Origin of the sequence: Micromonospora sp. NPDC048830 (assembly GCF_043198215.1) — a bacterium.
Classification (GTDB): domain Bacteria; phylum Actinomycetota; class Actinomycetes; order Mycobacteriales; family Micromonosporaceae; genus Micromonospora.
The window spans coordinates 75,868-101,666 of the sequence record NZ_JBICUP010000009.1; the positions used below are offsets into that span (position 1 = coordinate 75,868).

The 25,799-nt window shown below is 75.0% G+C and carries 16 protein-coding genes; 10 read left to right on the plus strand and 6 right to left on the minus strand.

Annotated features, from left to right (window positions below; translation table 11 throughout):
- The 3 genes from ACGFIZ_RS11140 to ACGFIZ_RS11150 are packed head-to-tail and all read left to right on the plus strand — an operon-like array spanning window position 1 to window position 7,587.
- Window positions 1-1,878 carry a trypsin-like peptidase domain-containing protein gene (locus tag ACGFIZ_RS11140; protein ID WP_393418087.1) on the plus strand — a complete coding sequence of 626 codons (1,878 nt, stop codon included), beginning with the start codon at window positions 1-3 and terminating at the stop codon, window positions 1,876-1,878.
- The gene (locus ACGFIZ_RS11145; RefSeq protein WP_393418089.1) at window positions 1,871-2,944 is read left to right on the plus strand and encodes an AAA family ATPase; all 1,074 of its coding nucleotides are present in this window, start codon (window positions 1,871-1,873) and stop codon (window positions 2,942-2,944) included. Before ACGFIZ_RS11140 ends, ACGFIZ_RS11145 begins: the two co-directional genes overlap by 8 nt.
- Window positions 2,941-7,587 (plus strand): SAV_2336 N-terminal domain-related protein, encoded by a 4,647-nt coding sequence (locus ACGFIZ_RS11150; RefSeq protein ID WP_393418091.1) that lies wholly within the window; start codon window positions 2,941-2,943, stop codon window positions 7,585-7,587. The genes ACGFIZ_RS11145 and ACGFIZ_RS11150 overlap by 4 nt, the downstream gene beginning before the upstream one ends.
- Here ACGFIZ_RS11150 and ACGFIZ_RS11155 read toward each other — a convergent pair.
- Complete coding sequence (locus ACGFIZ_RS11155; RefSeq protein ID WP_393418093.1) at window positions 7,552-12,552, minus strand: pentapeptide repeat-containing protein; 5,001 nt, start codon at window positions 12,550-12,552, stop codon at window positions 7,552-7,554. The two genes, ACGFIZ_RS11150 and ACGFIZ_RS11155, sit on opposite strands and share 36 nt — an antisense overlap.
- 296 nt (window positions 12,553-12,848) lie before the next feature.
- On the opposite strand from ACGFIZ_RS11155, the gene ACGFIZ_RS11160 reads away from it, so the two are divergent.
- From ACGFIZ_RS11160 to menC, 6 genes are all read left to right on the plus strand, one after another.
- Window positions 12,849-14,693, plus strand: a complete 1,845-nt coding sequence (locus tag ACGFIZ_RS11160) for an SCO2524 family protein (RefSeq protein WP_393418095.1) — start codon at window positions 12,849-12,851, stop codon at window positions 14,691-14,693.
- Window position 14,694: 1 nt separating this feature from the next.
- A complete protein-coding gene (locus ACGFIZ_RS11165) occupies window positions 14,695-15,630 on the plus strand; it encodes an SCO2523 family variant P-loop protein (protein WP_393418097.1) in 936 nt (311 codons plus the stop codon).
- Window positions 15,627-16,661 carry an SCO2522 family protein gene (locus ACGFIZ_RS11170; RefSeq protein WP_393418099.1) on the plus strand — a complete coding sequence of 345 codons (1,035 nt, stop codon included), beginning with the start codon at window positions 15,627-15,629 and terminating at the stop codon, window positions 16,659-16,661. The genes ACGFIZ_RS11165 and ACGFIZ_RS11170 overlap by 4 nt, the downstream gene beginning before the upstream one ends.
- Window positions 16,645-17,589: an SCO2521 family protein gene (locus tag ACGFIZ_RS11175; RefSeq protein WP_393418101.1), complete on the plus strand. Its 945-nt coding sequence runs from the start codon at window positions 16,645-16,647 to the stop codon at window positions 17,587-17,589. The genes ACGFIZ_RS11170 and ACGFIZ_RS11175 overlap by 17 nt, the downstream gene beginning before the upstream one ends.
- A 184-nt stretch (window positions 17,590-17,773) precedes the next feature.
- Window positions 17,774-18,634, plus strand: coding sequence for a GNAT family N-acetyltransferase (locus ACGFIZ_RS11180; protein ID WP_393418103.1), 861 nt, complete (start codon window positions 17,774-17,776; stop codon window positions 18,632-18,634).
- The gene (menC, locus tag ACGFIZ_RS11185) at window positions 18,631-19,737 is read left to right on the plus strand and encodes an o-succinylbenzoate synthase (RefSeq protein ID WP_393418105.1); all 1,107 of its coding nucleotides are present in this window, start codon (window positions 18,631-18,633) and stop codon (window positions 19,735-19,737) included. Before ACGFIZ_RS11180 ends, menC begins: the two co-directional genes overlap by 4 nt.
- Window positions 19,738-20,011: 274 nt before the next feature.
- On the opposite strand, the gene ACGFIZ_RS11190 is transcribed toward menC, so the two are convergent.
- The 5 genes from ACGFIZ_RS11190 to ccsA are packed head-to-tail and all read right to left on the minus strand — an operon-like array spanning window position 20,012 to window position 24,623.
- Complete coding sequence (locus ACGFIZ_RS11190) at window positions 20,012-20,950, minus strand: cytochrome c-type biogenesis protein CcmH (RefSeq protein ID WP_393418107.1); 939 nt, start codon at window positions 20,948-20,950, stop codon at window positions 20,012-20,014.
- Complete coding sequence (locus ACGFIZ_RS11195; protein ID WP_393418109.1) at window positions 20,947-21,501, minus strand: TlpA family protein disulfide reductase; 555 nt, start codon at window positions 21,499-21,501, stop codon at window positions 20,947-20,949. The genes ACGFIZ_RS11190 and ACGFIZ_RS11195 overlap by 4 nt, the downstream gene beginning before the upstream one ends.
- The gene (locus tag ACGFIZ_RS11200) at window positions 21,498-23,468 is read right to left on the minus strand and encodes a heme lyase CcmF/NrfE family subunit (RefSeq protein ID WP_393418111.1); all 1,971 of its coding nucleotides are present in this window, start codon (window positions 23,466-23,468) and stop codon (window positions 21,498-21,500) included. Before ACGFIZ_RS11200 ends, ACGFIZ_RS11195 begins: the two co-directional genes overlap by 4 nt.
- Window positions 23,458-23,868, minus strand: a complete 411-nt coding sequence (locus tag ACGFIZ_RS11205) for a cytochrome c maturation protein CcmE (RefSeq protein WP_393418113.1) — start codon at window positions 23,866-23,868, stop codon at window positions 23,458-23,460. Before ACGFIZ_RS11205 ends, ACGFIZ_RS11200 begins: the two co-directional genes overlap by 11 nt.
- A complete protein-coding gene (gene ccsA / locus ACGFIZ_RS11210; protein ID WP_393418115.1) occupies window positions 23,865-24,623 on the minus strand; it encodes a cytochrome c biogenesis protein CcsA in 759 nt (252 codons plus the stop codon). Before ccsA ends, ACGFIZ_RS11205 begins: the two co-directional genes overlap by 4 nt.
- A 139-nt stretch (window positions 24,624-24,762) precedes the next feature.
- Between ccsA and coxB the strand changes: the two genes are divergently transcribed.
- Window positions 24,763-25,791 (plus strand): cytochrome c oxidase subunit II, encoded by a 1,029-nt coding sequence (gene coxB, locus ACGFIZ_RS11215; protein WP_393418117.1) that lies wholly within the window; start codon window positions 24,763-24,765, stop codon window positions 25,789-25,791.
- Window positions 25,792-25,799: the final 8 nt, after the last annotated feature.

The following is a 25,799-nucleotide window of genomic DNA, read 5'->3' on the forward strand; positions in this document are numbered from 1 at the left end:
ATGGCCGCGCCGGACAGCATCGACCAGTTGACCGCGTTGCTGAAGAACTGCCTGGTGCGGGTCTCCGGGCGCGGTGAGGGCAGCGGCTTCTTCGTCGGCCCCGGGCTGGTGGCCACCTGCGCCCACGTGGCCGGCGCGGCCGGCGACCGGGTCACGGTCGGGTGGCGCGACGCCGACCTGGCGGGCACCGTCCGCTGGGCCTCCGCGCTCGACGGGCGCGGCATCGCGCCGTACCCGGACCTGGCGGTGGTCGAGGTGGCCGCGCCGCCCGGCGGCCATCCCGCGGTGTGGCTGGACGATCACCCGCCCACCATGTCGGCGCGGCTCGTCATCGTCGGGCACGCCCGGTTGTACGGCCCGCGGGTCGGCCGGACATCGGGGTGGTTCGCCCACGGCGGCGGCTACGAGGACATGATCCGGCTGACCGGGGACGAGATAGAGCCGGGAATGTCCGGCGCGCCGGTCCTCAACGCCGAGACCGGTGGGGTGTGCGCCGTCACCAAGGCGACGCGGCGATCCGGGCAGCCCTCGGGCGGCGTCGCCGTTCCGGTCCGGGCCCTCCGTGGGATCATGGAGCCGGCCCCGTACCGGCGGCTGCGCCGGGAGCACGACGCCTACCACCGACGCAACCGGCGCTGGACCGGCCTGGCCGACGACCTGCCGGGCGCGACGGGACCGGTCAGCCGCCGGGCCGAGCGGGAGCTGCGCGCGATACTCGCCGGGCTGCCGGCGGCAGGCCACGAACAGCACCTGGCGACCTACCGGGCGGTGGCCGGCGAGCTGGCGGTGCCGCCCCGGCACCCGCTGCACGACCACGGCGACGTGGTCAGCGAGCTGGCCGGGCTGCTACCGGCCGAGGACGGCTTCCCGCACGTGTTGGCGTACGCGATCGACATGTCCTTCGCCGCCGGCGAGCAGTCCGTCGCCGAGTCGTTGCGGGTGTGGGCACGGATGTCTCCCCAGACTCCCCGGGACCGCGACGAGGCGGCGACCCGGCTGGCCGACGGGCCCGCCCTTGCGGAGTCGGCGGCGACCTCCCGGACGCCGTCGGTGCTGGTGTACGTGCGGCCGGCCGGCCAGAACCGGCGGCGGTACCGCTGCGAGCTGTGGCGCCACGCCGACGGCGGCGACATCACGCCGATCGCCACGGACGACCCCGACCGGTCGCTGGAGGAGCTGCGGCGGCACCTGCGGGCCCGACTGCCGGACCTGGCCCGGGGCGGGCCCGACGACGCGCCGCGTCCCCTGATCGAGCTGGTGCTTCCGTACGATCTCCTCGACGAGGACGTCGACCAGTGGCTGGAGGCGCCCGACCGCAATCCGTGGTCGGTCATCGGGCAGACCAACCCGGTGGTGGTCCGCGAGCTGGAGCGCTTCGACGAGGACGACGACCGCCTCGGCGGCTGGCGGCAACGCTGGAAGGCGCTCGAAGGCCAGGACATCGGGGTGGCGTTGACCTCGGTCTCCTGCCTGGAACGGCGGGAGCACCGGGCACTGCACGCCTGGTTCCAGCTCGAACCCTCGCTGGGCGCGCTCGTGCTGCCGTGCTCGCCGCAGGAGGTTCCCGCGCGGGCGGCGCTCGAGGTCGGGCTCCACTGCGGCATCCCGGTCGTGCTGTGGCGCCGGCGCGGGTGCGCCGGGCAGCCCGGACTCTCGCACCGGGACTGTCCGGCCAGCCGGCTGGCGGAGGCGGTCACCCTCGAGTTGCGCAAGGCCGGCCGGGACGACGTCCCGGAGCGGATCATGCGGCTGCGCAACCGGGCCGGCGCCGACGGGCATCCCGAGTGCGGCCACGACGTCGTGCTGCTGTGGGACGATCCGGGTCGCCGGCTTCCGCGGCCACGGATGGCGACACCGACAGGGGAGCGGCGTGGGTGAGTTCCTGGTCTATCAAGGCACCGGCGTCGCGGACCGCGACGACGACCGCATCCTGCGCCGGGCGGAGCCCCCGCCGTGGCGGGTGTTCGACGGGGAGCCGCTGACACCGCTGGACCGCGACGCGCCGGTGGGTCGCCGGCTGCCGTACCGGCGCAGGGCAGTGCCCTACCAGGCCGACGAGAACACGGTCAGGCTGGTCAACGTGGCGCTCCACCTGCGCCGCCCGCTGCTGGTGACCGGCCATCCCGGCACCGGCAAGTCCACCCTGGCCTACGCCGTGGCGCACGAGTTGCGGCTCGGCCCGGTGCTGCGTTGGTCGATCACCAGCCGCTCCACGCTGACCTCGGGCCTCTACCACTACGACGCGGTCGGCCGCATCGAGGAGGCCAACGCCCGCGCGGCCGGCCAACCTGCCCTCGGTGCCGCCGCGGGGGCCGCGGAGCCGGACGCCGTGCCCCGCGGCGACGGCTCGAGCCGGTGGGGGCCGGTCGACATCGGCAGCTTCATCCGGCTGGGGCCGCTCGGCACCGCCTTCGCCCCGTACGCGCTGCCCCGCGTGCTGCTCATCGACGAGATCGACAAGAGCGACATCGACCTGCCCAACGAGCTGCTCGACGTGTTCGAGGAGGGCGAGTACGCCATCCCGGAGCTGCAACGGATCGCGGACCTCGTCCCGCTGGTGCGGGTGCGTCCGGCCGACAACGGCGAGCCGGTGACCGTGAACGACGGGCGGATCCGCTGTCGAGAGTTCCCGTTCATCGTGCTGACCAGCAACGGCGAGCGGGAGTTTCCGCCCGCGTTCCTGCGCCGGTGTGTCCAGTTGGACCTGGCGCAGCCGGACGAGCGGCGGATCGAGGCGATCGTCCGGGCGCACCTGGGTGACGAGGCGGTCGCCGAGGCGGCTGATCTCATCGACGACTTCCTGGCCCGCCGTGAGCAGGGGCAGCTGGCCACGGACCAGCTGCTCAACGCGGTGTACCTGCTCCACCGGGCCAGCGGTGACGCCAGGCCCGACCGGGACGAACTGGTCAACGTGGTGCTGCGAGAGCTGAGCGGGTCGGGGTGACGGCACGGATCGACCGCCTGCTCGCCGTTCTCGACGCCGCCGGCGTCCGGCTGACCCCTGCCGAGCTCGCCGAGGCCGTCTGGCTCGCCCTGCGGGTGGACGTGGCCGGGCCGTCGTCCGCTCCGGCCGCCGGCCCGCGGTCCGGGGCGCGGGCCGTGGTCTCCGGGCCCGGCCCGGCGCCGTCGCCGCCGTCGCGCGGCGAGCAGGTGGACCTGCGGCTGCCGGTGCCGCCGGGGAAGGATCCGGGGCCGGCCGCTGCCGCCCCGGAGGCGGGACCGCCGGGCGACCCGGGCGGGCCGGCGGCGCCGGGCCGCGGGAACGCTCCCGCACCCGACCCGGACGGCGGGGGTGGCGACGGCGGGCTCGGCCTGGAGGCGGTGCCGGGGTGGCCGCTGCTGGTGCGCACCGCCGGCGCCCTGCCGAACAGCGGACAGGTCCTGCGCGCGCTGCGCCCCCTCAAGCGGCGCGTCCGCTCCGGCCACCGTGCCACGATCGACGAGGAGGCCACCGCGTGCCAGATCGCCGAGCGTCGGTTGTGGACGCCGGTCTGGCGGCCGGCGACCGACCGGTGGTTGCACCTCACGCTCGTGCTGGACCGCAGCTCCGTCGGCGGGGTCTGGGACCGGCTGGGGCACGAGGTCCGTACGCTGCTGGAGCGGCTCGGGGCGTTCCGGACGATCCGGGTGGTGTACCTGGGCCTGCGCCCCGACGGGACGATGGGCCTCACCGCGCGCGCCCGGCTCGACGGGCCGAACCCGCCGGTCGCGCCGCGCTCGCCGCTGGGCCTGACCGACCGGACCGGTGATCATCTCGTCCTGGTGCTCAGCGACTGCGTCAGCGGCCCGTGGCACGACGGCGAGATGGCCCGGGTGCTCAAAAGATGGGCCCGCCGCGCGCCTGTCGCGATCCTCCAGCCCCTGCCGGAACGGCTGTGGTCCCGTACCGGTCTCGATCCGGTGCCCGGCCGGCTGTCCGCCCTCCGCGCCGGCGCGCCGAGCGCGGAGTCCCCGTTCACCTCGGCCTGGCGGCGGCGTGGCCTGCCGGAGCGCACCGGGCCGGTACCGGTTCTGGAGATCGATCCGCGGTGGCTACGCCCCTGGGCGGACCTGGTCGCCGGCCGGGCGGTCGGTGGCATCGACGCGATCGTGACGCCCGCCGGCGTGCGCGACGTCGACGACGTGGTGGGTCGTCCGGCGGCCGGCCGGGGGCCGGGTGGGACGCGGCAGCCGCCGGTCGAGCCGACTCCCGAGCGGCGGGTACGGGAGTTCCGGGCCGCCGCGTCGGCACCGGCGTACCGGCTCGCCCGGTACCTGTCGGCGGCGGTGCCGCTCAACCTCGCGGTGATCCGCGTCGTGCAGGCCGTGATGGTGCCCTCGGCCCGCCCGTCCCACCTGGCCGAGGTGCTGTACGGCGGGCTGCTCGTGCCGGTGTCACTCGGCGGTGGGGCGGCTGACGAGCAGCACTTCGAGTTCCGCCGGGGCGTGCGCCAGGCGCTGCTGGGCACGCTGGACCGGGCGGAGGCGGGCCAGGTCCTCGCCGAGGTGTCCAGTTACGTGGAGCGGCACCTGGAACGAGCCGGGGCGTCGTTCACGGCGGTGGTGTCCGCCCCGGTGGGCAGCCTGACGGTGCCGGCGTTGCGTCAACCGTTCGCGCAGATCCGCGCCGAGGTGCTGCGCAGGCTGGCCGGGCGCGCGGCACCTGGCGATCCGGAGCCGGCGGGCGGTCCGGGGCCGTCGGCGACTGCTCCGGGCGGCGGGCCGCGGCTGGGCTCGGCCGCCGCAGCAGCCGGCCACCTCACGATCCTGCAGGTGAGCGGGTCGAGGCTGGCCGGGGAGGGCGACCCGGCGACGGGCGACCCGGACGGCGCCGGATCCGCCTCGGGACCGTCCGGCCCGGAGCTGCTCGACGACCTCGCGGCCGCGTGTCACCGCGAGGGGAGGGCACCCGACCTCGTGATCGTCACCGGGGGTGCGGCCCGGCGGGCCACCCCGGCGGAGTACCAGGCGGCCCATCGCCTGCTGGAGAACCTGCGGACGCGGCTGGGCCTGCCCACCGGGCGCGTGATCGTCGTCCCCGGCCTGTCCGACGTCAACGAGGGGCGGTGCCTGGCCCACTTTCTGAGCCGGGCGGCGGACGGTGCGGAGCCGGTCCCGCCGTACTGGCCGAAGTGGGAACCGTTCGCGGAGCTGACCGCCAGGCTGCCCGGCGCGACGGCGTTCCAGCCGCACCAGCCGTGGCAGCTGCTGCCGGTGCCCGCCGCGCGCACGGTGGTCGCCGCGCTGAACTCCACCATGTCGGTGAGTCACCTACCGGGGGAACGGTTCGGTCGGCTGGGCCACGCCCAGCTGGAGTGGTTCGCCGACCGGCTGCGCGACTACGAACGGCGCGGCTGGCTGCGCGTCGGTGTGCTGCACCACAACCCGACCGACGGCGCGGACGACACGGGGCTGCGCGACGCGGACGCCTTCGCCCGACTGCTGGCCGCCCAGCTGGACGTGGTGCTGCACGACCACCCCGGCGGCGTACGTGAGATCGGTCTGACCGGGGTGCCGGCGGTCGGCCTCCACGGCGCGGACGGCTTGCTGCCGCCGGACGCGACGCACGGGACGGGTACGCCCGGCGGGTACCGGTACCAGCTCGTCGACCTCCGGCCGGGGAAGCTGCGGGTGCTGCCACAGAGCCACGCCCGGCGGGGCGCGGCGGCCGGGCGGGACGTCTCGCACGCGTACGGCGACCACTGGTGGCCGCCGGAGGTGGGCGACCGGGACGCCGGTGCGGCGGGCGCGGCCGGCGTGGACGACCTCGTCGACGGATCCCGGACCGACCTGGTGGCCCGGGTGGCGCGGGCGTACCGGGCCCGTACGCCGGGTGCCGTCCTCGCGGAGCACCGGTGGCCGGGTGCGCCGCCGGGTGCGCCGCGGGCCGGTTACCTGGTGGTCTCGCCGGCCGGCGATCACCTGTCCGCCCCGTACCTGATCGGTGTGTTCGACGGTGAGCCGCGCGCGGAGACCGTGCAGCGGTTCCTGGCCGACGTGGTCCGGCCGGACGGTCCGGGCCGCGACGCCATGCTGGTCTGCCGGTCGGTGCCGGCCCACTCCGGCCTCCGGGACCGGGCCCTCGGCCAGGGTGTTCGGCTGGTGAGCTTCGCCGACTTCGAGCTCGGTGACGACGTGCTCTGGTACGCCGAGGGGCAGGCGGCGTTGCTGGCCGACGACCCGGCGTTCCCGGCCGCCCGTTACGTCCCGCAGCCGTACGTCCTGTTCGACCCCGACAGCGGGGCGTCCCGCGCCGGCGACGCGGGGCCGGCCGAGCCGGCGCCCGAGCTGCTGGGCCGTCTCCGCCGCTGGCTGGCCGCCCCGGAGGGGCAGATGATCGCGGTGGTGGGCGCCTCGGGGACCGGCAAGACGTTCCTGTTGCGGGAGCTGGCGCGCCGGCTGCACGCCGACCGCGACCCGGTCGTGCCGATCCTGGTGGATCTGCGGAGCCTGGACTGGCGCGTCGGCCTGGACGAGCTGGTGGCGATCCACCTGTCCCGGGGCGGCCTGCGCCGGGTGGACCTGGACCGGAGCCGGTACCTGCTGCGCGAGGGGCGCGTCGCGCTGTTGTGCGACGGGCTCGACGAGCTCGCCGCCCGCACCACCCACGACCGGCTGCGTGACTGGGTGGCCGGGTGGGAGGCCGGCGCGCGGATCCGGCCCGGCCGCGGGAAGGTCGTCCTGGTGAGCCGGGACGCCGACCTGCTCGCCGACGCGCTCGGCCCGTACTCCGTCGGGGGTCCGACCGGCCCGGTGGTGCGCTGGGTGCGGCTGGTGGGCCTGGACCGGGAGCAGATACTCGAGTTCCTGGCCCGGCGGCTCGGCGGCCCGGAGCGGGCGCGGGCCCGCCTGGAGTTGCTCGGGCGGGTCGGCGGCCTGCTGCGGATGGCCCGCAACCCGCGGATGCTCGCCTTCATCGCCGACATCGACGAGCAGCGGCTGCGCGCGGCCGCGTCGGGTGACGGCCGGGTGACCGTGGCGGACCTCTACCGGCGGCTGATCAGCGAGTGGCTCGACGGGGAACGGCGGCGTGGCGGCGCCGACGACGTCCTCGGCCTGACGCCCCTGGCCGACCTGGAGCGCGCGGTGACCTACCTGGCCCGGCGACTGTGGGAGTCGGGCGAGGCGGCGCTCGGCGCGGACGCGCTGGGTGCGGCGGCCGACGTGCTGACCCGGCTCACCACCGCCCGGGGTGGTGGGGCGTCCGGCCGCAGCGAGACGGCACGGCTGCTGGGCGCCGGCACCCTGCTGGTCCGCGATCCGGCCTACCGCTTCCACTTCGTCGACCGCTCGGTCCTGGAGTGGCTGGTCGCCCGGGAGGTCGCCGACCAACTGGATCCGGACCACCCGGCCGGCCGGGTGCGCGGGCTGCTGCGCCGGGAGATGTCCCCGCTGCTGGTGGAGTTCCTGTGCGACCTCGCCGGGCACGACACCGCCCGCCGGTGGGCGCGGGCGGCGGTCGCCGACCCGGCCGCACCCGTGGAGGTGCGGGTCGCGGCCCGTCGGGTGCTCGACCACCTCGACCGGTCCGGCGCGGGCCAGGGGAGCCCGGACCAGGGAGGGGCGGACGGCTCACCAGAGCCGCCCGCCGGCCGGGACCGGCCTTAGCGCCGGCACGTACGGGTCGAGTTCGCCGGGCTCGAACCGGCACATGCCGATGGCGTACCAGTACTCGCCGTGCGGCTGTCCCGCCAGGACGTACCGCTGGTCGTCGAGCAGGACGGCCGAGCCGCCGGCGACCAGCGGTACGAGCACCGCCCGCGGCCCTCGGCGCGTGGTGTCCCAGAACCGGACGGCGCGGTCCCCGCCGGCGCTGGCGAGGTGCCGGCCGTCCGGGGTGTAGGCCAGCGAGCAGATCCACCCGGCGTGGCCGGTGAGCGTGTGGGTGAGCCGGCCGGTGGCGGTGGCCCAGATCCGGATGGTGCCGTCGGCACCGGCGCTGGCCAGGTGGCGCCCGTCGGGGGAGAAGGCGATGGCGGTGACCGGACCCTGGTGCCCGGCGAGGGCCCGCGGCGGCTGGCCGGCGTCGATGCCCCGGATCCTGATCGCTCCGTCCTCGTCCGCGCTGGCCAGGTGGCGCCCGTCGGGGGAGAAGGCGACCGCCCGGACGGTGTTGGCGTGCCCCGGCACGGACTGCCGCCGCCCGGTGGCGAGGTGCCAGACCCGGATGCCGTCGGTGCCGGCGCTGGCCAGGTGGTGCCCGTCCGGCGAGAACGCGATGGTGGTGACCCCGCCGTACTGACCGGCGAGGGCACGGACCCCGCCGTGGCCGGTGACGTCCCACATCCGGATCGTGCCGTCGGTGCCGGCGCTGGCCAGGTGGCGCCCGTCGGGGGAGAAGGCGATCGCGCGGACGGCCCCGATGTGCCCGGTCAGGGTCGCCTCGAGCGCCGCCGTGGCGGGGTGCCAGACCCGGATGCCGCCGTCGTGGGCGGCGCAGGCGAGGTAGCGGCCGTCCGAGGAGACGGCGAGGGCGGTGACGGCCGTGTCGGGGCCGACCGGTTCGCTGAGCACGCGGGGCTGGTCGCCGACCACGGCGCTCCAGATCCGTACGGCGCCGTCGCCCGATCCGACCGCCATCCAGGGATCGTCCTCCCGAGGGGAGAAACACAGCGCACAGGAGTCACCGCCGCCGCCCCGGAGGGTGCGGGACGGCCTGCCGTCGGCGGTGTCCCAGACGCGGACGGTCTCGTCGTCGCCGGCGCTGGCCAACTGCCGGCCGTCCTGGTAGTAGGCCACGGCGTGGACGGTGCCGGTGTGGCCCGTGAGGGTGTGCAGCGCCTGGCCGGTGCCGGTGTCCCAGACCCGGATGGTGCTGTCGTCGCCGGCGCTGGCCAGCCGCCGCCCCTCGGGGGAGAAGGCGAGGGCGCGGATCCAGCCGGTGTGCCCGGTCATGGTGTGGACGATGGCGCTCGTGGCCACGTCCCACACGTGGATGCGCCGGTCGTCGCTGGCGCTGGCGATCCGGTCGCCCGACGGCGCGTACCCGACGGCGTGGATCGTGCCGGTGTGGCCGGTGAGGGTGTGTACGGTGCGGCCGGTGGTGGTGTCCCAGACGCGGACGGTCTCGTCGTCGCCGCCGCTGGCGAGGTGCCGGCTGTGGGGGCTGTAGGCGAGGGCGCGTACGCGGCCGGTGTGGCCGGTGAGGGTGTGTACGGTGCGGCCGGTGGTGGTGTCCCAGACGCGGACGGTCTCGTCGTCGCCGCCGCTGGCGAGGTGCCGGCTGTGGGGGCTGTAGGCGAGGGCGCGTACGCGGCCGGTGTGGCCGGTGAGGGTGTGTACGGTGCGGCCGGTGGTGGTGTCCCAGACGCGGACGGTCTCGTCGTCGCCGCCGCTGGCCAGGTACCGGCCGTCGGGTGTGCAGGCGATGGCCCGCACCGCGCCGGTGTGCCCGGTGAGCACCCGCAGCGGGGTCCCGTTTCCGGCGTCCCACACCCGGATGGCGCCGTCTTCGCCACCTCCGGCCAGCAGCCGCACCCCGAAGGCCACCGCGACGGCGTGCACGACGGCGGACGAGGCGATCTGCGGCTCGGCGGCGGCGTCCCCGGGCAGTGCGGCGCCGAGCGCGTCCACGCCGCGCAGCGCCTCGCCGTCGGCTCCGGTCGCGGCCACCAGCGCGGCCCGGCGCAGCCGTACGCCGGTGAACACCGCGCCGGTCAGGTCCGTGCCGAGCAGTCTCGCCCCGGTGAAGTCGGCCTCGGTGAGGTCGGCGTCCCGGAGCGCGGCCCGGTCCAGGCGGGCGCCGGTGAGGTTGGCCTCGGTCAGGTTGGCCCCGGTCAGGTCGGCGCCCACCAGCCGGGCGCCGGTCAGGTCGGCGCCGCTGAGGTCGGCGCCGGCGAGGAACCGGGCGGAGAAGTCCTCCCCGCGCAGGTCGAAGCCGGGCATGTGGAGTGGGGACGAGGTGGCCACCCGGAGGTGGCGGAGGACCTCGACGGCGTTGCGTCCGACTCCGCGCGCGGTGGACTTGTCGGCCAGGGTCTGCTCCGCCCAGTCGCGCATGACGTCGCGGCCGGCCAGGCCGACCAGGAAGTCGATCATGAGGGGGGACATGGACCGTCCGACCAGGCCGGGGGCGGCGCCGCCGCCGGCGGTCAGCTGACCGGCGAGGTGCTTGGCGATCAGCCACTCCCGTACCGAGTGGTGGACGAAGGTGAACCGGCGCAGCCCGGACCGGACCAGCAGGGTGCTGGACCCGAGCAGGTGGGCGCTCTCCTGCGGTTCCAGGGCGGCCGTCTCACCGACCGCCGCGGCGGTGAGCTGGGACAGCGTGGCCGCGGCGGCTCCGAGGTCGTCCAGGCTGAGACTGTCGTCGGGCGAGTCCCACAACCGGAGCGCCAGGTGGGTGACGGCCTCCCACAGGTCCGCCTCGTCGGGTGCGAGCGGACCGAGGCGGCCCAGTCGCCTGGTCTCGTAGGCCAACCAGCGGTCGAGTACCTGCTGGTAGAGGTCGGCGGGGGTGATCGGGTTCCCGGCGTCGCTCGCGATCCGCAGGGGCTCCTCACCGAGCTCGGTGATGAACCCGAGCAGCCGCGGGTTGCGGGACAGCCCCAGCAGGTCGTTGACGTGCCGGAGCAGGTCGAGGCGGCGCTGGGCGCTGACCGGGTCGCGCAGCTGGTGGGTGAGGAAGGTGAGGATCTGCTGGTCGTCGAAGTCGGCCAGGCGGACGACCCGGCGGTCGGCGCCGAGTTGCGCCCCCAACGCCGACAGCACGTCGGCGTCGGTGAGGAAGTGCTGGTCACGGCTGGTGACGATGACCTTGGCCCGTTCCTCGGCGGCCTGCACGATCGTCTCCAGGTGGTTGGTCGCGCGGTCGTAGCTGACCCGGGTGGCCAGCTCGTCGAAGCCGTCGAAGAGCAGCGCGACCCTGCCCTCGCGGCGCAGGTACCGGAACGCGTCCAGGTCGATCTGCCGCTGGCCGTGCCGGGAGAGCTGGACGGCGACGAGCTCGTCCAGGCTGTACGCCTTCTCGAAGCCCCGCAGGTCAATCAGTACCGGCACGGTCCGGCAACCGTCGCCGCGCATCCGCCGGGCCAGCTCGCGCAGGAGGAAGGTCTTGCCGTGCCCGAACGTGCCCAGCACCACCACCAGCCGCCCGCGCGGCGCGTCGACCCAGTCGCGCAGCCACGCCAGAAGATCCGTGGACGGCGGCGCCTCGGACGGCGCCCGTGGTCCCGGCAGGAACTCCGTGTAGCGCTGCGGGACGTATGCGGCGGACGGGTAGACGGGGTCGCTGTCCAGCACGGCGGCCTGCCGCTCGGCGAAGCGGTCGAGGTCGGACCCGAGCTGGAAGTCGGCGAAGGTGACGAGGGCGACGCCGCGCGCGCGGGCCCAGTCGCGCAGCCGCTGGTCCGTCTCCGCGCCGACGTGCACGAGGCTGGCGGTGCGGCCGGCGCCGCCGATCCGGAACCGGGCCAGCACGGTGCCGAACCACGCGACGTCGTCGCGGGTCGGGACGGCCGCGCACACCCCGACCGGGTGCTGCTCCGCCGGGCCGCGGTCGCCGTGCGCGGGGTCGGGAGAGATCCGCAGGTAGGCGAGCCGGGTCGAGTCCGGCTGCGGCACCAGGGCGACGTCGGCGTCCGGGTGGCGCAGCCGGCACACCTCCGCGACCTGGTCCGCCAGCCGGCGCAGCGCAGCCGGTGGACTCGGCGGGCGGGGGCGGGGCGCCGGCCGGCGCGGGGGAGGGTACGGCAGCGGGACCGGGTCGGTGCCGGCCGGGTGCGGACCGGGTGGCAGCGCGTGCAGCCGTACGTGGTCCGGATGCGCCTCGAGGAGTTGCCAGCCGCCGTTCCCGCCGCCGATCACCGGCGCGCCACCGGGGAGGAGGGCCACGGTGGGCCCGTCCGGCTGGCCGTGCACGACCAGGTCCAGGTGCGGGCCCAGGGCGGTGACGAACCGGTCGGCGTCGGCGAGCCGGCCGCCGCCGTCCGCTCCGTCCGGCCGGTGGTGCAGCACGCCGACCCGCAGCCAGTCGCGCCGGGCCGGTGCGGCGAGCTGGTCGGCGAACCAGTCGATCTGCTCCGCGCCCAGGTAGCCGTACTCGTCGTCCGGCAGGTGGGTCTGGGCCATCGTGGAGTTGAGGCCGGCGACGACGACGCCCAGGTCCGGGTATTCGGTGAGGCCCCAGGGTTGGTCCTTGGGCAGTTCCGTGCCGTGGAACCGGCGCACCATCGTGGCGAACGGCTGCCACTTCTCCCAGTACGGCGGCGCCGGCTGTTCCTCGTCGGCGGCGCACTGGAGAAAGTAGGCGTGGCATTTGAGGCGGTTGACGTCGCTGCTGCCGGGGACCAGCACGATCCGGCGGGCGTCGAGCCCGAGCGCGTCCCGCAGGGTGCCGAGAAGTTGGTGCGCGATTTCGTATTCCGCGGAGGTCGCCCGCTCGGCGAGATTGCCGGCGATCATCACCAGGTCCGGCGGTCGGGTCACCTCCGAGGAAGCCAGTTGGTCGAGCAGGGCGGTGACCACATCGCGCGGAGCCGGCCCTCCGACCTGCGGAGAACGCATCGTGGTCAGGAAGTCCCGGCAGTGCAGGATCGTGATCGGCGACGTGGTGTAAACCGGTGTTCTCCCCACTTCCGGGAGCCTTCCCGGCAGGCGCGGGCGAGTGGTGAGACGCGCAGGCCGCGTACGGGAGCGCTCTTCGTCTGCCATGGGCGGTAACGAGCGTACCAATTGTCGATGATCCATAAATAGGCCGTTCCGTTATGCGGGCTAAATATTGATACGCCCGGAATGTGACGCTGTTGGTCCAATGGGCTGGCGGGATATGCTGCGCCGCAGGAGAGGCACTGTTCCTGAGGTTGGCTGCCCGGCGCGGACGACGCCGCGTGGCGTATTGCCCGAGGTGAATGAACGGTGGTTGCCGATCAATGAGACTTCAGCCGCGCCAGGAACTGCTGTCAGTGTGGAAAGCGATATCCAGGTGGTGCGGTTCGGGGCAGGCATTCTCCTGGGGCGACCGGTCCGGCCGCAACTCCATCAGTGACGCCGAGTTGCTTCTCTGCCTCCTGCTGCCGCCGACGAAACTGCCCGGCATCCGTTTCGACCGTCCGGACGAGACCAAGCCGGACGTCTGCGCCGCGCTCGCCTCGTTCGGTGGTGCCGTGGAGATCCCGCAGCGGGTCGTCCGGCTCATCGGGGAGTACCTGCGGTGCTACACCGACCCCGGGACGGGGCTGCCGGAGTTCTCCGGCGGCAGCTACCTCACCACCGCGCCCGACGACGACCGGGAGCCCACCCCGGAGCAGCTGGCGCTCGAGGTGGTCGACTCGTACGCCACGTCGGTCGTGCTCGCCACGGCCGCCATCGGGTTCCTGCGTGGCTACCGGCCGCAGGTGCAGCGGCCGTCCCACCGCGAAGAGATCGACAAGGTGGAAGTCGACGCGCGGAAGCGGCTGACGGCGGCGATGGCCGGGCTCCAGCGCAGTTTCACCCTCAGCGTCTTCCGGGGCGACAGCCGCGCGGGGCGGGCGCTGTGCGAGACCGTCAGCCCGGAGGAGGGGTACTCCGCCGAGCTGGTCGCCCGGATCCGGAACTCGCTGACCGACGTCATGGCCGGCCTCCGTGAGCTGGGCTCGTCCGCCGACGAGGTGGAGACGCTGCTGGAGAACCGCGACCTGCTGTTCGAGTGCGGCTGGTCCTGGGGCATCGTCCAGGGCGCGGAACCGGTCAAGACGCCGACGACCGTGTACGCCCAGCCCGGGCTCGCCGAGCCGTACCCGTACCTCTACTTCACGGTGGTGGCGGTGGACGGCATCCGTGACCTCTTCTCCCGCGAGACCCGGCTGCAGGGCCTGCTCGACGAGGAGCAGCAGTCGCTCGCCCGGATCCTCAACCTGCAGTGGGATCTGGCCCAGCGCTACTGGTCCACGATCGCCACCCTCGGCGATGATCGCTGGCCGGTCGAGGACCTGCCCTGGCGGACGACGGACGAGGAGGAGAGCGACTACTACAGTCTGCTGGTCGTCTCTCTCGTGCGCCACGCCCTGCTCGACCAGGGCGCCCCCGACTCCGACCTGGCCCGGATCGCCCGGGTGCTCGAAGATCTGGCCGACCGCGGGCGGATCAGGCGCCGTCCGCTCGCCGCCGATCCCGCCCTGAAGCTGCACCACCCAGGCACCTGGGTCGCGCTCGTCGGCGCCGATCTCGCGGGATCGGACGCGCCCCCACTCGGCTGGCGGCTGGGTGAGCTGGGCACCCTCTTGCTCGGCCGGGCACTGGCCGTCGCGGCCCAGGCCAACGACCACCGCCTGCGGGCCCGGTTGCTGCGTCTGGCCGACGAGGCGTGGCGGCACCTGGAACGGCGCCGGCTGCGTGACGGCAAGGGGGCCGGCCTGTGGGATGAGCCGGCCAACGTGTACCCGACGCTGCCCCGCCGCGGGACGCCCAGTTGGTACCACACCACCCGGGCCATGCAGTGCATGGGCACGGCGGCCGACCTGATCCAGGGCGTGCCGCCGCCTGGCTCGATGCTGTCGGACATCGCCACCGAACTCCTGGTCGAGGCGGAGGACGTGTTCGACGAGGAGCAACTGCGCGGCTCGGGAGAGGGTGGTCCGGCGCTGCGTGACAGCCTGAGCCGGCAGGCGATCGGGCTGCGGCGGGCACGCCGGCTGCTGCCCACCCGGCCCGGCACGGCCGCCGCACTGACCCTGGACGTCCTACGCGAGCTGGACAAACTCGCCGCGGCCCGGGAATCCGAGGTTGGAGACTAGCGTGCTGGTCTTCGCGGCGTCCGACAAGGGCGGCACCGGAAGGTCGGTCACGAGCTGCAACGTCGTGTACCGCCGCGCCCTCGCCGGTGCCGAGGTCTGCTACCTCGACTTCGACTTCGGCTCGCCCACCGCCGGATCGATCTTCCAGATCGTCGACGCCGCGCGGGGCGTGCGGGAGGGCGGCGGGCTGCACTCGTACCTGATGGAGCAGGACCCGCACGCGGCGGTCGAGGAGCCCCTGCGCATCGACGTGTGGAACCGGTCGGCCCGGGCCAGCCTGCGGCACCGCCCGCCCGGCTCCGGGCAGCTCATGCTCTTCCCGGGTGACCAGGACGGCGGTGAGTTCCGGCCGGACAAGGAGGCCCTGCGCCGGTGCGTCCGGCTGCTTCTCGCACTCGACGAGGAGTTCGACATGTGCCTGATCGACCTCAGTGCCGGACGGTCGTACGCGACCCAGTTGGTGCTGGAGGCGACGGCCGACGCGGCACTGCGCGGCGTGGTCGCCCGCTGGCTGGTCTTCCACCGCTGGACCCGGCAGCACATTCCGGCCGCCGCCGGCCTCGTCTACGGCAAGGACGGCATCCTCGACGTCGGTGAGCGCGCCGGGCACGACCGGGAGCGACTGGCGGCGTCGATCCGGTTCGTCCGCACCGCGGTGGTCGACCCGGACTCCGCCGAGCTGCGCGGACTGCGGCCCGCCCAGGTCGCGTGGCTGCGCGACTGCGACCAGGACCTGCGGCGGCTCGCCGCCCGGCATCGGGTCGGGCGGCTGGCGTTGCTCGGTTCGGTTCCGCTCGATCCGGTGTTGCAGTGGCGCGAGCAGCTGCTCTCCGACAACGACGTCGTCGCCCGGGACATCGCCAACCTGTCGACGGTGGCCGCGTTCGACGAGCTCGCCCGGAACCTCGTGGACGACGAAGTGTGGGCCACCACATGAGAGCCGACGCCGAGTTCTTCGAGTCGACCGCGGACGCGCGGGTGGAGTCCATTCCGCTTTCGCATTTGTCGATCGAGTTGGGCCATTTCTACTCCCCCGACCTCAGCCGGGGCGTCGACTTTTTCACCGACCATTTCCGTCGAATCGCCAGGTGGTCCGCGACCGCCCGGGCCGCCTGCCGCGACGCGGTCCAGGGAAAGACCGCGCGAATCAGCACGTGCGTGCTGATCGACGATTACTTCGGGCAGCCGGAGTCGCCCCGCACACTGCTGCCGAAATTGCTCGCGGCGGCCCGGGAGGGGGGCCTGGAGCTCGACTACCTCGCCCGCGAGTCCGGGTGCGCGGACCCGGTGGACCCGGCCGACGCGGACCCGGCCGAACCGGCGGACGACGCTCCGGCCGGCCTGTCGCTGGCCGAACTGGTCGAGGCGCGGATCGTGGAGGACCCACCCCCGGACAGCACCGGGGCCCGTCCACCGGTGCGTCACACAGGGTGGTTGTGCAACGGGCAGCGTTCGCCGGCCACGGACCGTCACGAGGCGATGAAGCGGCCGAGCGCGTGGCTGCCGCCTGCCGAGAACGCCGCCGTCAACCACTCCATCTTCGCCGACATCGAGCTGTGGCGGGACGGTGAGCGGGGCCGGCAGTGGTCCTGCGCGATGCTGGCCGCCGTGTGGCAGCTGCTGCGGCTGGGCGTCCTGCGGGACAAGGGCCGCCGGGTCGCGGTGCCGAGGCCGCTGCCGGACGAGCTGCCGGACGACTGGCGTCGGCTGCCCGCGGTGCTGCGGCTCAACGAGCGGGCGGCGCCGTTCAGCGCCTACCGGACCATGACGATCTGCGCCCCGCTGTTCCTGCCGATCGAGAACGCGGTCCGGACGATAATGCAGCAGGTGGCGGTGGATCCCGCCGTACTCGACCAGCTCGGCGGGCGCGGCGCCGACGAGGGGATCGCCCTGCCGCCCGCCGTGGTCGATCGGATCGAGTATCTGTTCGTCGACACCGGACCGGTGCACGGTGCTGGTCCTGGGTGAGGTGCAGACCACGGCCCTGCGCCATTCCGGCGACGTGCCCCGTGAGCTGGCGGAGAACGTGCTGGCGCTGCTGGCCGGCGAGCGCGTCCGCGTCTCGGAACGCCCGATCGGGTACGCGGTCAGCCCGCACACCTTCACCGGGGTGGACTGCCGGATCGCCGCCCGCTCGGGTGCCCGGGTGCGCGGCGTGGGCACGCTCACGGGCCGGGTCTGCCTCACCGGCGGGCGGGTGTTGCAGAGTTCCGCCGTGGTGCGGGTCGAGCCGGTCGGGGGCGGCTACCGGCGGGCCTGGTCGCACTACCTGGCGCGGCTCGGTGTGGTGGAGACCCTCGGCCGGACCGACCTGCCCGGGACGGCGGCGGCCCACCTCGACGCGGACAGGCGGGCGTCCACGATGGGCATGGGCGCGTTCTGCAACCGGCTCCTCGCCGAGGTGCAGGGGTCGTCGCTGCTGGACCGGCGGACGCCGGTGCGGGCGCGCCGTACGGTGCTGCGGTGGGCGGCGCTGACCGACGAGGACGTCCAGGCGGCCCGGGTGCGGCTCACCGTCCGGGAGGACGGCCTGCGGTCCGTGCGGCTGTTGCTGGGGCAGGCGGCGGTGGCCGACGTCGTCGCGCTGTGTGAGGATCTGGCGCTGCACGACTGGTTGCTGACCGCGCTGTTGTCGATCATCGAGCAGAGCCAGATCGGGGTCGGCGAGCCCGTGCAGATCATCCACCGGCTGCGGCCGGCCGTCGATCACCTGCTGCACCTGTGGATGCCGGCGGCCCGGCTGGACGGGTTCGCGCTGTCCGTCTGGGAGGGACTGGAGGGCAGGCCCGGGCTGTCCCGACAGTGGGACGCCTCCGTGCGGCGGATCCGTGATCAGATCGCCATGGCCGCCGCGTTGGTCAACCGGGCGCCGGATGCCCTACAGCTCTTTCGTTAGTGGATCGAACCGGGTCGACGGCGCCTCCCCTGAATGGGTTATCTTGTATGCCGCCCTGGGTAACGCAAGGCCTTTTCGGGTATTTGCGACGAATGCTACGCCGGCGTTAGATTGTGGTTATGTCTCCAGGCTGAGCAGGGATTGCATGTCGCGATTCCGCGCATGAGGACGGTAGGTGGCGGTGGTGAAGACCGAAGGTGCCGTGGTCGAGCGGCGAACCGCGGTCGGCGCGGACGCCGACCCGACCGGCTCGGGCACCACGTCGTCGCAGGCCGGGCTGACGATCGCCACCCTGCACACCGGCGAGCAGATAGAGACCGCCGCGGAGCTGCTGTGGACGGTCTGGGGCGCCAGCACCGACGCGGAGCGCAGCGAATTGATCAACGTCAGCCTGCTCCGGACCCTGTGCCACTCCGGCAACTACGTGGTGGGCGCGTACCGTGACGGCCGCATGGTCGGGTGCACCGTGGGAATGCTCGGTGCGCGCACCGGCCGACCGGATCATCTGCACTCCTACATCACCGGCGTGTCCCAGGCGGAACGCGGCCGCGGCACGGGGCTCGCGCTCAAGCGGCATCAACGCAGGTGGGCGCTGGAGCGCGGCATCGACGCCATCTCGTGGACGTACGACCCGCTGGTCTGCCGCAACGGGTACTTCAACCTGTGCAAGCTCGGCGCGACGGTCACCGCCTACCGGCCGGACTTCTACGGGCGACTCGACGACGGCGTCAACACCAACGAACGCACCGACCGGCTCCTGGTCGAGTGGGCCCTGCGTTCCGAGTGGGTCGAGCAGGCCATGACCGGCGAACCCGGGGCGATGCGGCGGCACGCCCGTGTGGTCCCCGGCGCAGAGCTGATCGCAGTACCGGAGGACATCGAGATGCTTCGGAGAACCGACCGCCAGCGGGCCCAGCGCGAGCGCTTCGAGGTACGGGACCGCTTCCTGGCGCTCTTCGCCGACAACTACCGGGTGGCGGGCATGACCAGCACCCACGAGTACGTCCTCGTGCCGGCCCACACGACCCCGTCGTACGAGCCGTGAAACTCACCCGGATCGAGCTGCACTGGGTGCGGCTGCCGCTGGTGGCGCCGTTCCAGACCTCGTTCGGCGTGGAGTACGACCGGGAGGCGCTCCTGGTGAAGGCGGTCACGCCCGATGTGGTGGGCTGGGGTGAATGCGTCGCCCTGCCGCAGCCGCTCTACTCCGCCGAGTACGTCGACGGCGCCGCCGACGCGCTGATCCGCTTCCTCGTTCCCGCGGTCAGCGCCCTGCCCGACGTCACCGCGGCGGCGGTCGGGGACGCCCTCACCGCCGTCAAGGGGCATCCGATGGCGAAGGCGGCGCTGGAGATCGCGATCCTGGACGCCCAGCTCCGGCAGGCCAACATGCCGCTGGCCGACTACCTCGGCGCCGTCCGGCCGGCGGTTCCGTCCGGCGTCTCCGTCGGCATCATGGCGTCGATCCCGCAACTGCTCGACGCGGTCGACGGCTACCTGGCCGCCGGATACCAGCGGATCAAGCTGAAGATCCAGCCGGGCTGGGACGTGGCGCCGGTCCGCGCCGTGCGCGAGCACATCGGCGACGCGGTGCCCCTGCAGGTGGACGCGAACGGGGCGTACACGCTCGCTGACGCCGTCCACCTCGCCAAACTGGACCCGTTCGAGCTGCTGATGATCGAACAGCCGCTGGTCGAGGACGACCTGCGCGGGCACGCCGCGCTGGCCCGGCGACTGCGTACGCCGATCTGCCTCGACGAGTCGGTCACCTCTCCCGCGCGGGCCGTCGAGGCGATCGAGTCGGGGGCCGCCGCCGTCATCAACATCAAGCCCGGTCGGGTCGGCGGATACCTGCAGGCACGACGGATCCACGACATCTGCGCCGCACACGGCGTGCCGGTGTGGGTCGGCGGCATGCTGGAAACCGGCATCGGCCGCGCGGCCAACCTGGCGCTGGCCGCGCTGCCGAACTTCTCCCTGGTCGGCGACGTGTCGGCGTCGGACCGCTTCTTCGCCCGGGACATCACCCCGCCGATCACCATGCGGGACGGTTGGATCGAGGTGCCGACCGGGCCGGGGATCGGGGTGGAACCGGACGATGCCGCACTGAAGGAGGCGTCGGTGCGCAGCGAGTGGATCGATCTCTGACGTGCCGTGACCGGGTCCCCGCCGCGCTCTGTCGGACGCTGTGGAGCTGCCCCGCCTGTGCTACCGCACCCCCTCCGATCCGGCAGGGCTCGCCCCGCTCGGCGCGTAGCCCGCGTGGACCCCTGGCCGCCCCGTCTCGCCGCCCCGTCTCGCCGCCCCGTTCGTGCGGGCAGCTCCACAGGGGCCGACCGTCCGTGTCCGCCTCCCCGTGCCCGGCGTCCCGCTACCGGTCGCCGCGATCGGGGCAGGGCGCCCGTCGGCCGATTTCCAGGATTCACCCGCCGGCGACCACGAGCCGGCGGATCTCGGCGGCGGCCGGGTGCCCCGGCGCGACCGTGAGGAACCGGCGCAGGGTGGCCGCCGCCCCGGGGGAGCGGCGGTCGCGCTGCGCCAGCCCGAGCACGAGCAGGCCGTCGGGGGCGTCCGGGGCGCGGGCCAGCACCCTCCGCGCCGAGTCCTCCGCTCCGGCGGCGTCGCCGGCCCGCAGCAGCGCGAACGCCAGCCGCAGCCGGATCGCGTCGTCGGGCCGGTCCCGCAGCGCCTCCTCGTACATCCGGGCGGCGGCGTCGTAGCGCCGCTGCGCCTCCAGGTCACGGGCCAGCGCGACGGCGACCGTCACCGGGTCCGCCGGCTGGGCCGGCGGGCCCGGCCGGTCGAGCCGGCCGGCGGTCACCGCGACCGACGCCACGAGGGCGACCACCCCGACCGAGGCGACCCGCCACGCCCGGCGGACCCCCCGGCCGGGCGGCGCGGCAGGCACGTGGGTGGGGAGCGCGCTTGCCCCGGAGCCGGAACCGGTCGGCGCGCCAGGCCCGGGGGCAGGCGGCGCCGCGCGGGGCCGCAGCGTACGCAGGGCGGCCCAGCCGGCGCCCAGCAGGGCCAGCGCGGGTACGGCCCAGAGCAGCGGCCCGGCCCGGCCGGGCGCGTCGGCCAGCACCTCCGGCCCGTACCGGTCGACGAACCACCGGCGGACCTCCTCGGCGTCCCGGCCCTGCGCGACCTGGTCCGCCACGACCTGCCGCATGGCGGCGGCGATCGGCGAGCGGGAGTCGGCGACCGACTCGCCCTGGCAGGCCGGGCAGCGCAGCCCGGCGGCCACGGCGCGCACCGGGTCCTGGCGGTCGGTGCCGCCGGCCGACCGGGCCAGCCCCGCGCCGGCGGCGGCGAGCAGGGCCGCGAGGACGAGCCCCCCGAGGGCGGCCCGCCACCTCATCGGGCCAGCAGCGGCGCCACCCGCTGCTCCAGCCACTGCCCGGTGACCACGCCCCGCTGCCGGTCGACGATCCGGCCGTCGCGGTCCACCAGGAACGTCTCCGGCACCCCCCGGACCCCCCAGTCGACCGCCCGGGTGCCGTCCGGGTCCGGCAGCACGGTCAACCCCTGCGCGCCGGTCTGCTCCAGCAGCGCGCGGACCGCGTCGGCCCCGTCCCGGACGTTCAGCCCCACCAGCCGCAGCCCCTGCGGCGACCAGCGCCGGTCGGCGTCGACCAGCAGCGGCAGCTCGTCGCGGCAGGGGCCGCACCAGGAGGCGAAGACGTTGACCAGCACCACCTGACCACGGGCGTCGGCCAGGTCGAACCGGCCGCCGTCCAGGGTGGCGCCCGCGAGCGCCGGGGCCGGCGCGGGCGTGCCGCGGGCCGCGGCGGAGTCCGGCGGCGGCGCGGGCTGCCGCAGGCCGAGGGCGAGGACCGTGCCCAGGGCGGCGGTGAGCGCCAGCGCCAGCGCCGGGCCGACGCGCGGCGTACGGAAACGGGGGCGGATCATGCCGGCGTCCCGGCAGGCACCGGCCCGGGTCCCGCCGGGGCGGCGGCCCGGCGGCGCGGGCGGACGGCGCCGGCCGCCGCGAGCAGGCCCCCGGCGGCCGTCAGCGCGCCGCCGGTCCAGAGCAGCCCGACGAGCGGGTTGACCGCCAGCCGCACGGTGGCGCTGCCGCCGTCCGGGGCCACCGCGAGCAGCGTGACGTACGTGTCCCGCAGCGGCCCGGTGCGGATCGCCGGCACGGTGACAGTGGCGTCCCGGGCGGGGTGGTAGCGCAGCGCCGGCGCGAGGGTGCGTTCGCCGCCCGCACCGGTCAGCCGCAGCCGGGCCCGGACGGTCATCGTCCCCTCCTCGGCGGTCCGGTCCACGCCGACCAGGCGCACGGACGCGCCGGCCACCCCCAGCGTCTCCCCGGCGCCGACGACCCGCTCCACGTCGCGGCCGTACGCGGCAGATCCGGCCACGCCCACGGCGACCAGGGCGATCCCGGCGTGCGCGACCAGCCCGCCGACCCGGCCGGGCCGCCGGTGCCGGCGCCCGGCGGCGGCCGCGCCGGAGTCGCCGCGTCGCGACCGGCCGGGGTGTGGCATCCGCTCCGCCAGTTCCGTGGCCACGCCGGTGAGCACGAACGCCGCCGCGCCGAACGCGGTCAGCGCCGCCGGGCCGGGCCGGCTGAGCAGCCCCACCGCCGCGACGGTGGCCAGCGCGACGCCCCCGGGCACGGCGAGCCGCCGGAGTCCCCCCGCGCGGGCCGTGACCGCCGGCAGCGTCCCCATGACGAGGAGCACAGCGACCGCCAGCGGCACCGCCGTCCGCTGGTAGTAGGGCGGGCCCACCGAGGTGCGTACGCCGCCGAGCGGGCTGGACAGCAGCGGGAAGACCGTGCCGACGAGCACCACCGCCGCGATCGTCACCAGCAGCACGCTGTTGGCCAGCACGGCGGTGCTGCGGGACAGGGCCGGCGCGGCGGCGCGGCGGGGCGGCTCGGGCGCCCGCCGGCCGGCCAGGAGGGTCGCCGCGACCACCGCCAGCAGCACGAAGCCGAGCAGCATCGGCCCCAGCGGCGAGTCCGTGAAGGCGTGCACGCTGGACACCGCCCCGGAGCGGGTGAGGAACGTGCCGAACAGCACCAGCACGAAGCTCGCGCAGGCCAGCACCAGGTTCCAGCCGGCCCGGCCGGCGCCGCGGCGGGTGGCGGTGTGCAGGAACGCGGTGGCGGTGAGCCACGGCAGCAGGGAGGCGTTCTCCACCGGGTCCCACGCCCAGTAGCCGCCCCAGCCCAGCACCGCGTACGACCACCAGGCGCCGAGCCCGATGCCCGCGGTCAGCGCCGCCCAGGCGGCCAGCGTCCACGGGCGGGCGGCCCGCACCCAGTCCCGCCCCTGCGGCCCGGCCAGTGGCGCGGCGAGCGCGAACGCGAACGGCACCACCAGGCCCAGGTACCCGGCGTACAGCAGCGGCGGGTGCACGCCCATCGCCGGGTGCTGCTGCAGCAGCGGGTTCGGGCCGGGACCGTCGGCGGGCACCGGGCTCACCGGCCGGAACGGGTTGGCCGCGAACGCGGACAGCGCGAAGAAGAACACGGTCACGGTGCTGACGACCGCCATGGCGTACGCGTGCAGCCGGGCCGGGTACCGGCGGCGGTGGGCCAGCAGGGCGGCGTACCCGGCGAGGACCAGCAGCCAGAGCAGCAGCGACCCGTCCAGCGCCGCCCAGAGGCTGGTCACGGTGTGGTACGCCGGGACGTGCCGCCCGCCGTTCTCCGCGACGAACTCCACGCCGAAGTCGTGCCGCAGCAGGGCCGCCTCCAGCAGGGCGCAGGCGGCGGTGGCGGCCGCCAGGGTCGCGGCGGAGGCCAGCCGGGCCGGCCGGGTGGGTGCGGCGAACAGGGCCACCCGTAGCCAGAGCAGGGCGGTCAGGGTCGCGCAGAGCAGTCCGGCGGCGAGGCTCGCGGTGCCCAGGTCACCGAGCACGGGCGGGCTCCGGGAGGCTGGTGGCCGGGCGGTACTCGTTGCCGTGCCGGACCACGACGTGGTCGGCGTGGAACACGCCGTCGGGCGACAGCGTGCCCTCGACGACCGCCCCCTCGCCCTCCCGGAACGTCTCCGGCGGCACGCCGCGCTGCTCGACGGTGATCTCCCGACCGCCCTCGGCGAGGCGGAAGACCAGCAGGTCGCCGTCGCGGCGCAGCGACCCGGGCACGACGTCGCCGCCGAGGCGGACCCGGTCCCGGGCCGCGGCGGGGTCGCCGAGCACCTCGGCGGGGGTGCGGTAGTAGGTGAGGGTGTCGGCCAGCGCGGCGGCGACCAACAGCGCGCCGGCGGCGGCCAGCACGGCGACGACAGCGGCCCGGCCGGCCCGGCGACGGCTCATCCGACCCGGGCCGGGAGGCGCTCGGCGGCGGGGGCGGCGTCCGCGCCGAGTCGGCGTTCCAGCCGGACCACCCGGTGTAGCAGGACGCAGAGCGCGGCGAGGGTGGCGGCGGCCACGGCGAGGAGCAGGGCGAGGCCCATGCGTGGGTCGATCGGTGGGCGGTCGGGGGCGAGCACGGTGGCCTGCTGGTGCAGCGACCGCCACCAGAGGACGGAGAAGTGGACCACCGGTACGAGTAGGAATGCGGTTGTGCCGAGGATCGCGGCCGGTCGGGCTGTCTGGTGGTTGTTGCCGTTGTGGGTTCCGGTGTGTTCGGCGGCTGCGTGGCGTAGGGCGAGGTAGCCGGTGTAGGTGAGCAGGAGCAGGGCGGTGCTGACGAGTCGGGGGTCCCAGGCCCACCAGGTGCCCCAGACCAGTCGGCCCCAGAGGGCTCCGGTGGCGATGGCTGCGGCGGTCAGGGTGACGCCGACTTCGGCGGCGGCTCGGGCGAACCGGTCCCAGCGTAGGTCGCGGCCGTGCAGGTATGCTCCGCTGCCGGCGAGTACGACGGCGAATGCGGCGTATGCGGTCCAGGCGGCGGGAACGTGCAGGTACATCAGCCGTTGTGCGTGGCCCTGCACCTCGTCGGGTGGTGCGAGCCAGCCCCCGGTCACGGTTGCTGCGGCGGCGAGCCCGGCGGCGAACCATGCCATTGTTCGGCGGGCGGCGGCGGCCCGGGCGGTGTCCGCGACGAGGTCCACGCTGCGGGCGCGCATGATCTCCCTGTCCGCGCCCAGGAGGCGCTTCGCTGAGGGTGGGGACTGTGGAGCCCACCATAAGGCGCTCGGCCCCACATACAGCGCCTTTCGGAATAAAACGGAGGAAGCCGGGCGGCCGTGATTAGGGTTCTTCCCGGTGGAGACGACAGTGGAAACCAGGTCACGCCCGGCCCGGCGGCAGCGCCGGCCCTGGGCGGTGCTGCCGCTGCTGTCCGGCCTGCTGCTGCTCGCCGGCTGTTCCGGCGACAGCCCGTCGGCGTTGAACCCCGCCGGGACCGGGGCGGCGCGGATCAGCGGCCTCTGGTGGCTGCTGTTCTGGATCTCCGTGGTGGTCTTCGTCGAGGTCATGGCGCTGCTCGCCTGGGCGCTGGTGTTCCGGCGGGGTGCCGCACGGGTGCGCCACGGCCAGCCGCTGCGGTTCGTGACCATAGCCGGGGCCGCGATTCCCTTCGTCATCCTGGTGGCCGTCTACGGGGTCGGCCTGCGGGACCTCGCCGCGCTCGGTGCCGGCCAGGGCCGGGACGCACTGACCGTGGAGGTCACCGGCCACAAGTGGTGGTGGGAGGTGCGCTACCCGGACGCCTCCGGCGCCACCGCCAACGAGATTCACATCCCGGTGGGGGAGCGGGTCAAGGTGCGCCTGCGGACCGCCGACGTGCTGCACAGCTTCTGGGTGCCGCAGCTCATGCCGAAGACGGACCTGATCGCCGGCGAGACCCGGGAGACCTGGTTGGAGGCGCGGCAGGCCGGTAGCTACCGTGGCCAGTGCGCCGAGTACTGCGGCACCCAGCACGCCCACATGGCGTTCCTGGTGGTGGCGCAGTCCCGCGCCGAGTTCGATGCCTGGCTGGCCCGGCTGGACGCTCCGGCCCGGGCGCCCCGGACCGACGCCGAGCGGCGTGGGCAGCAGGCGTTCGTGCAGGGCACCTGCGCCGCCTGCCACTCGATCCGGGGCACCGGCGCGCAGGGGCGGGTGGGGCCCGACCTGTCGGACGTGGGCTCGCGGTGGAGCATCGGCGCCGGGGCGGTGCCCAACGACGCCGGGCACCTCGGCGGGTGGATCGCCAACTCCCAGACCGTCAAGCCCGGCAACGCGATGCCCCCGCAGCCGGTCGACGCCGCCCGGTTGCCCGACCTCATCGCCTACCTGCGGTCACTGGAGTAGGTGCGACG

What these genes read in the sequence shown, in the direction of transcription:
- ACGFIZ_RS11140 (WP_393418087.1), top strand. Translation starts at nt 1, where the DNA reads ATGGCCGCGCCGGACAGCATCGACCAGTTGACCGCGTTGCTGAAGAAC.
- ACGFIZ_RS11160 (WP_393418095.1), top strand. Translation starts at nt 12,849, where the DNA reads ATGAGACTTCAGCCGCGCCAGGAACTGCTGTCAGTGTGGAAAGCGATA.
- ACGFIZ_RS11170 (WP_393418099.1), top strand. Translation starts at nt 15,627, where the DNA reads ATGAGAGCCGACGCCGAGTTCTTCGAGTCGACCGCGGACGCGCGGGTG.
- ACGFIZ_RS11190 (WP_393418107.1), bottom strand. Translation starts at nt 20,950, where the DNA reads ATGAGGTGGCGGGCCGCCCTCGGGGGGCTCGTCCTCGCGGCCCTGCTC.
- ACGFIZ_RS11195 (WP_393418109.1), bottom strand. Translation starts at nt 21,501, where the DNA reads ATGATCCGCCCCCGTTTCCGTACGCCGCGCGTCGGCCCGGCGCTGGCG.
- ACGFIZ_RS11205 (WP_393418113.1), bottom strand. Translation starts at nt 23,868, where the DNA reads ATGAGCCGTCGCCGGGCCGGCCGGGCCGCTGTCGTCGCCGTGCTGGCC.
- ccsA (WP_393418115.1), bottom strand. Translation starts at nt 24,623, where the DNA reads ATGCGCGCCCGCAGCGTGGACCTCGTCGCGGACACCGCCCGGGCCGCC.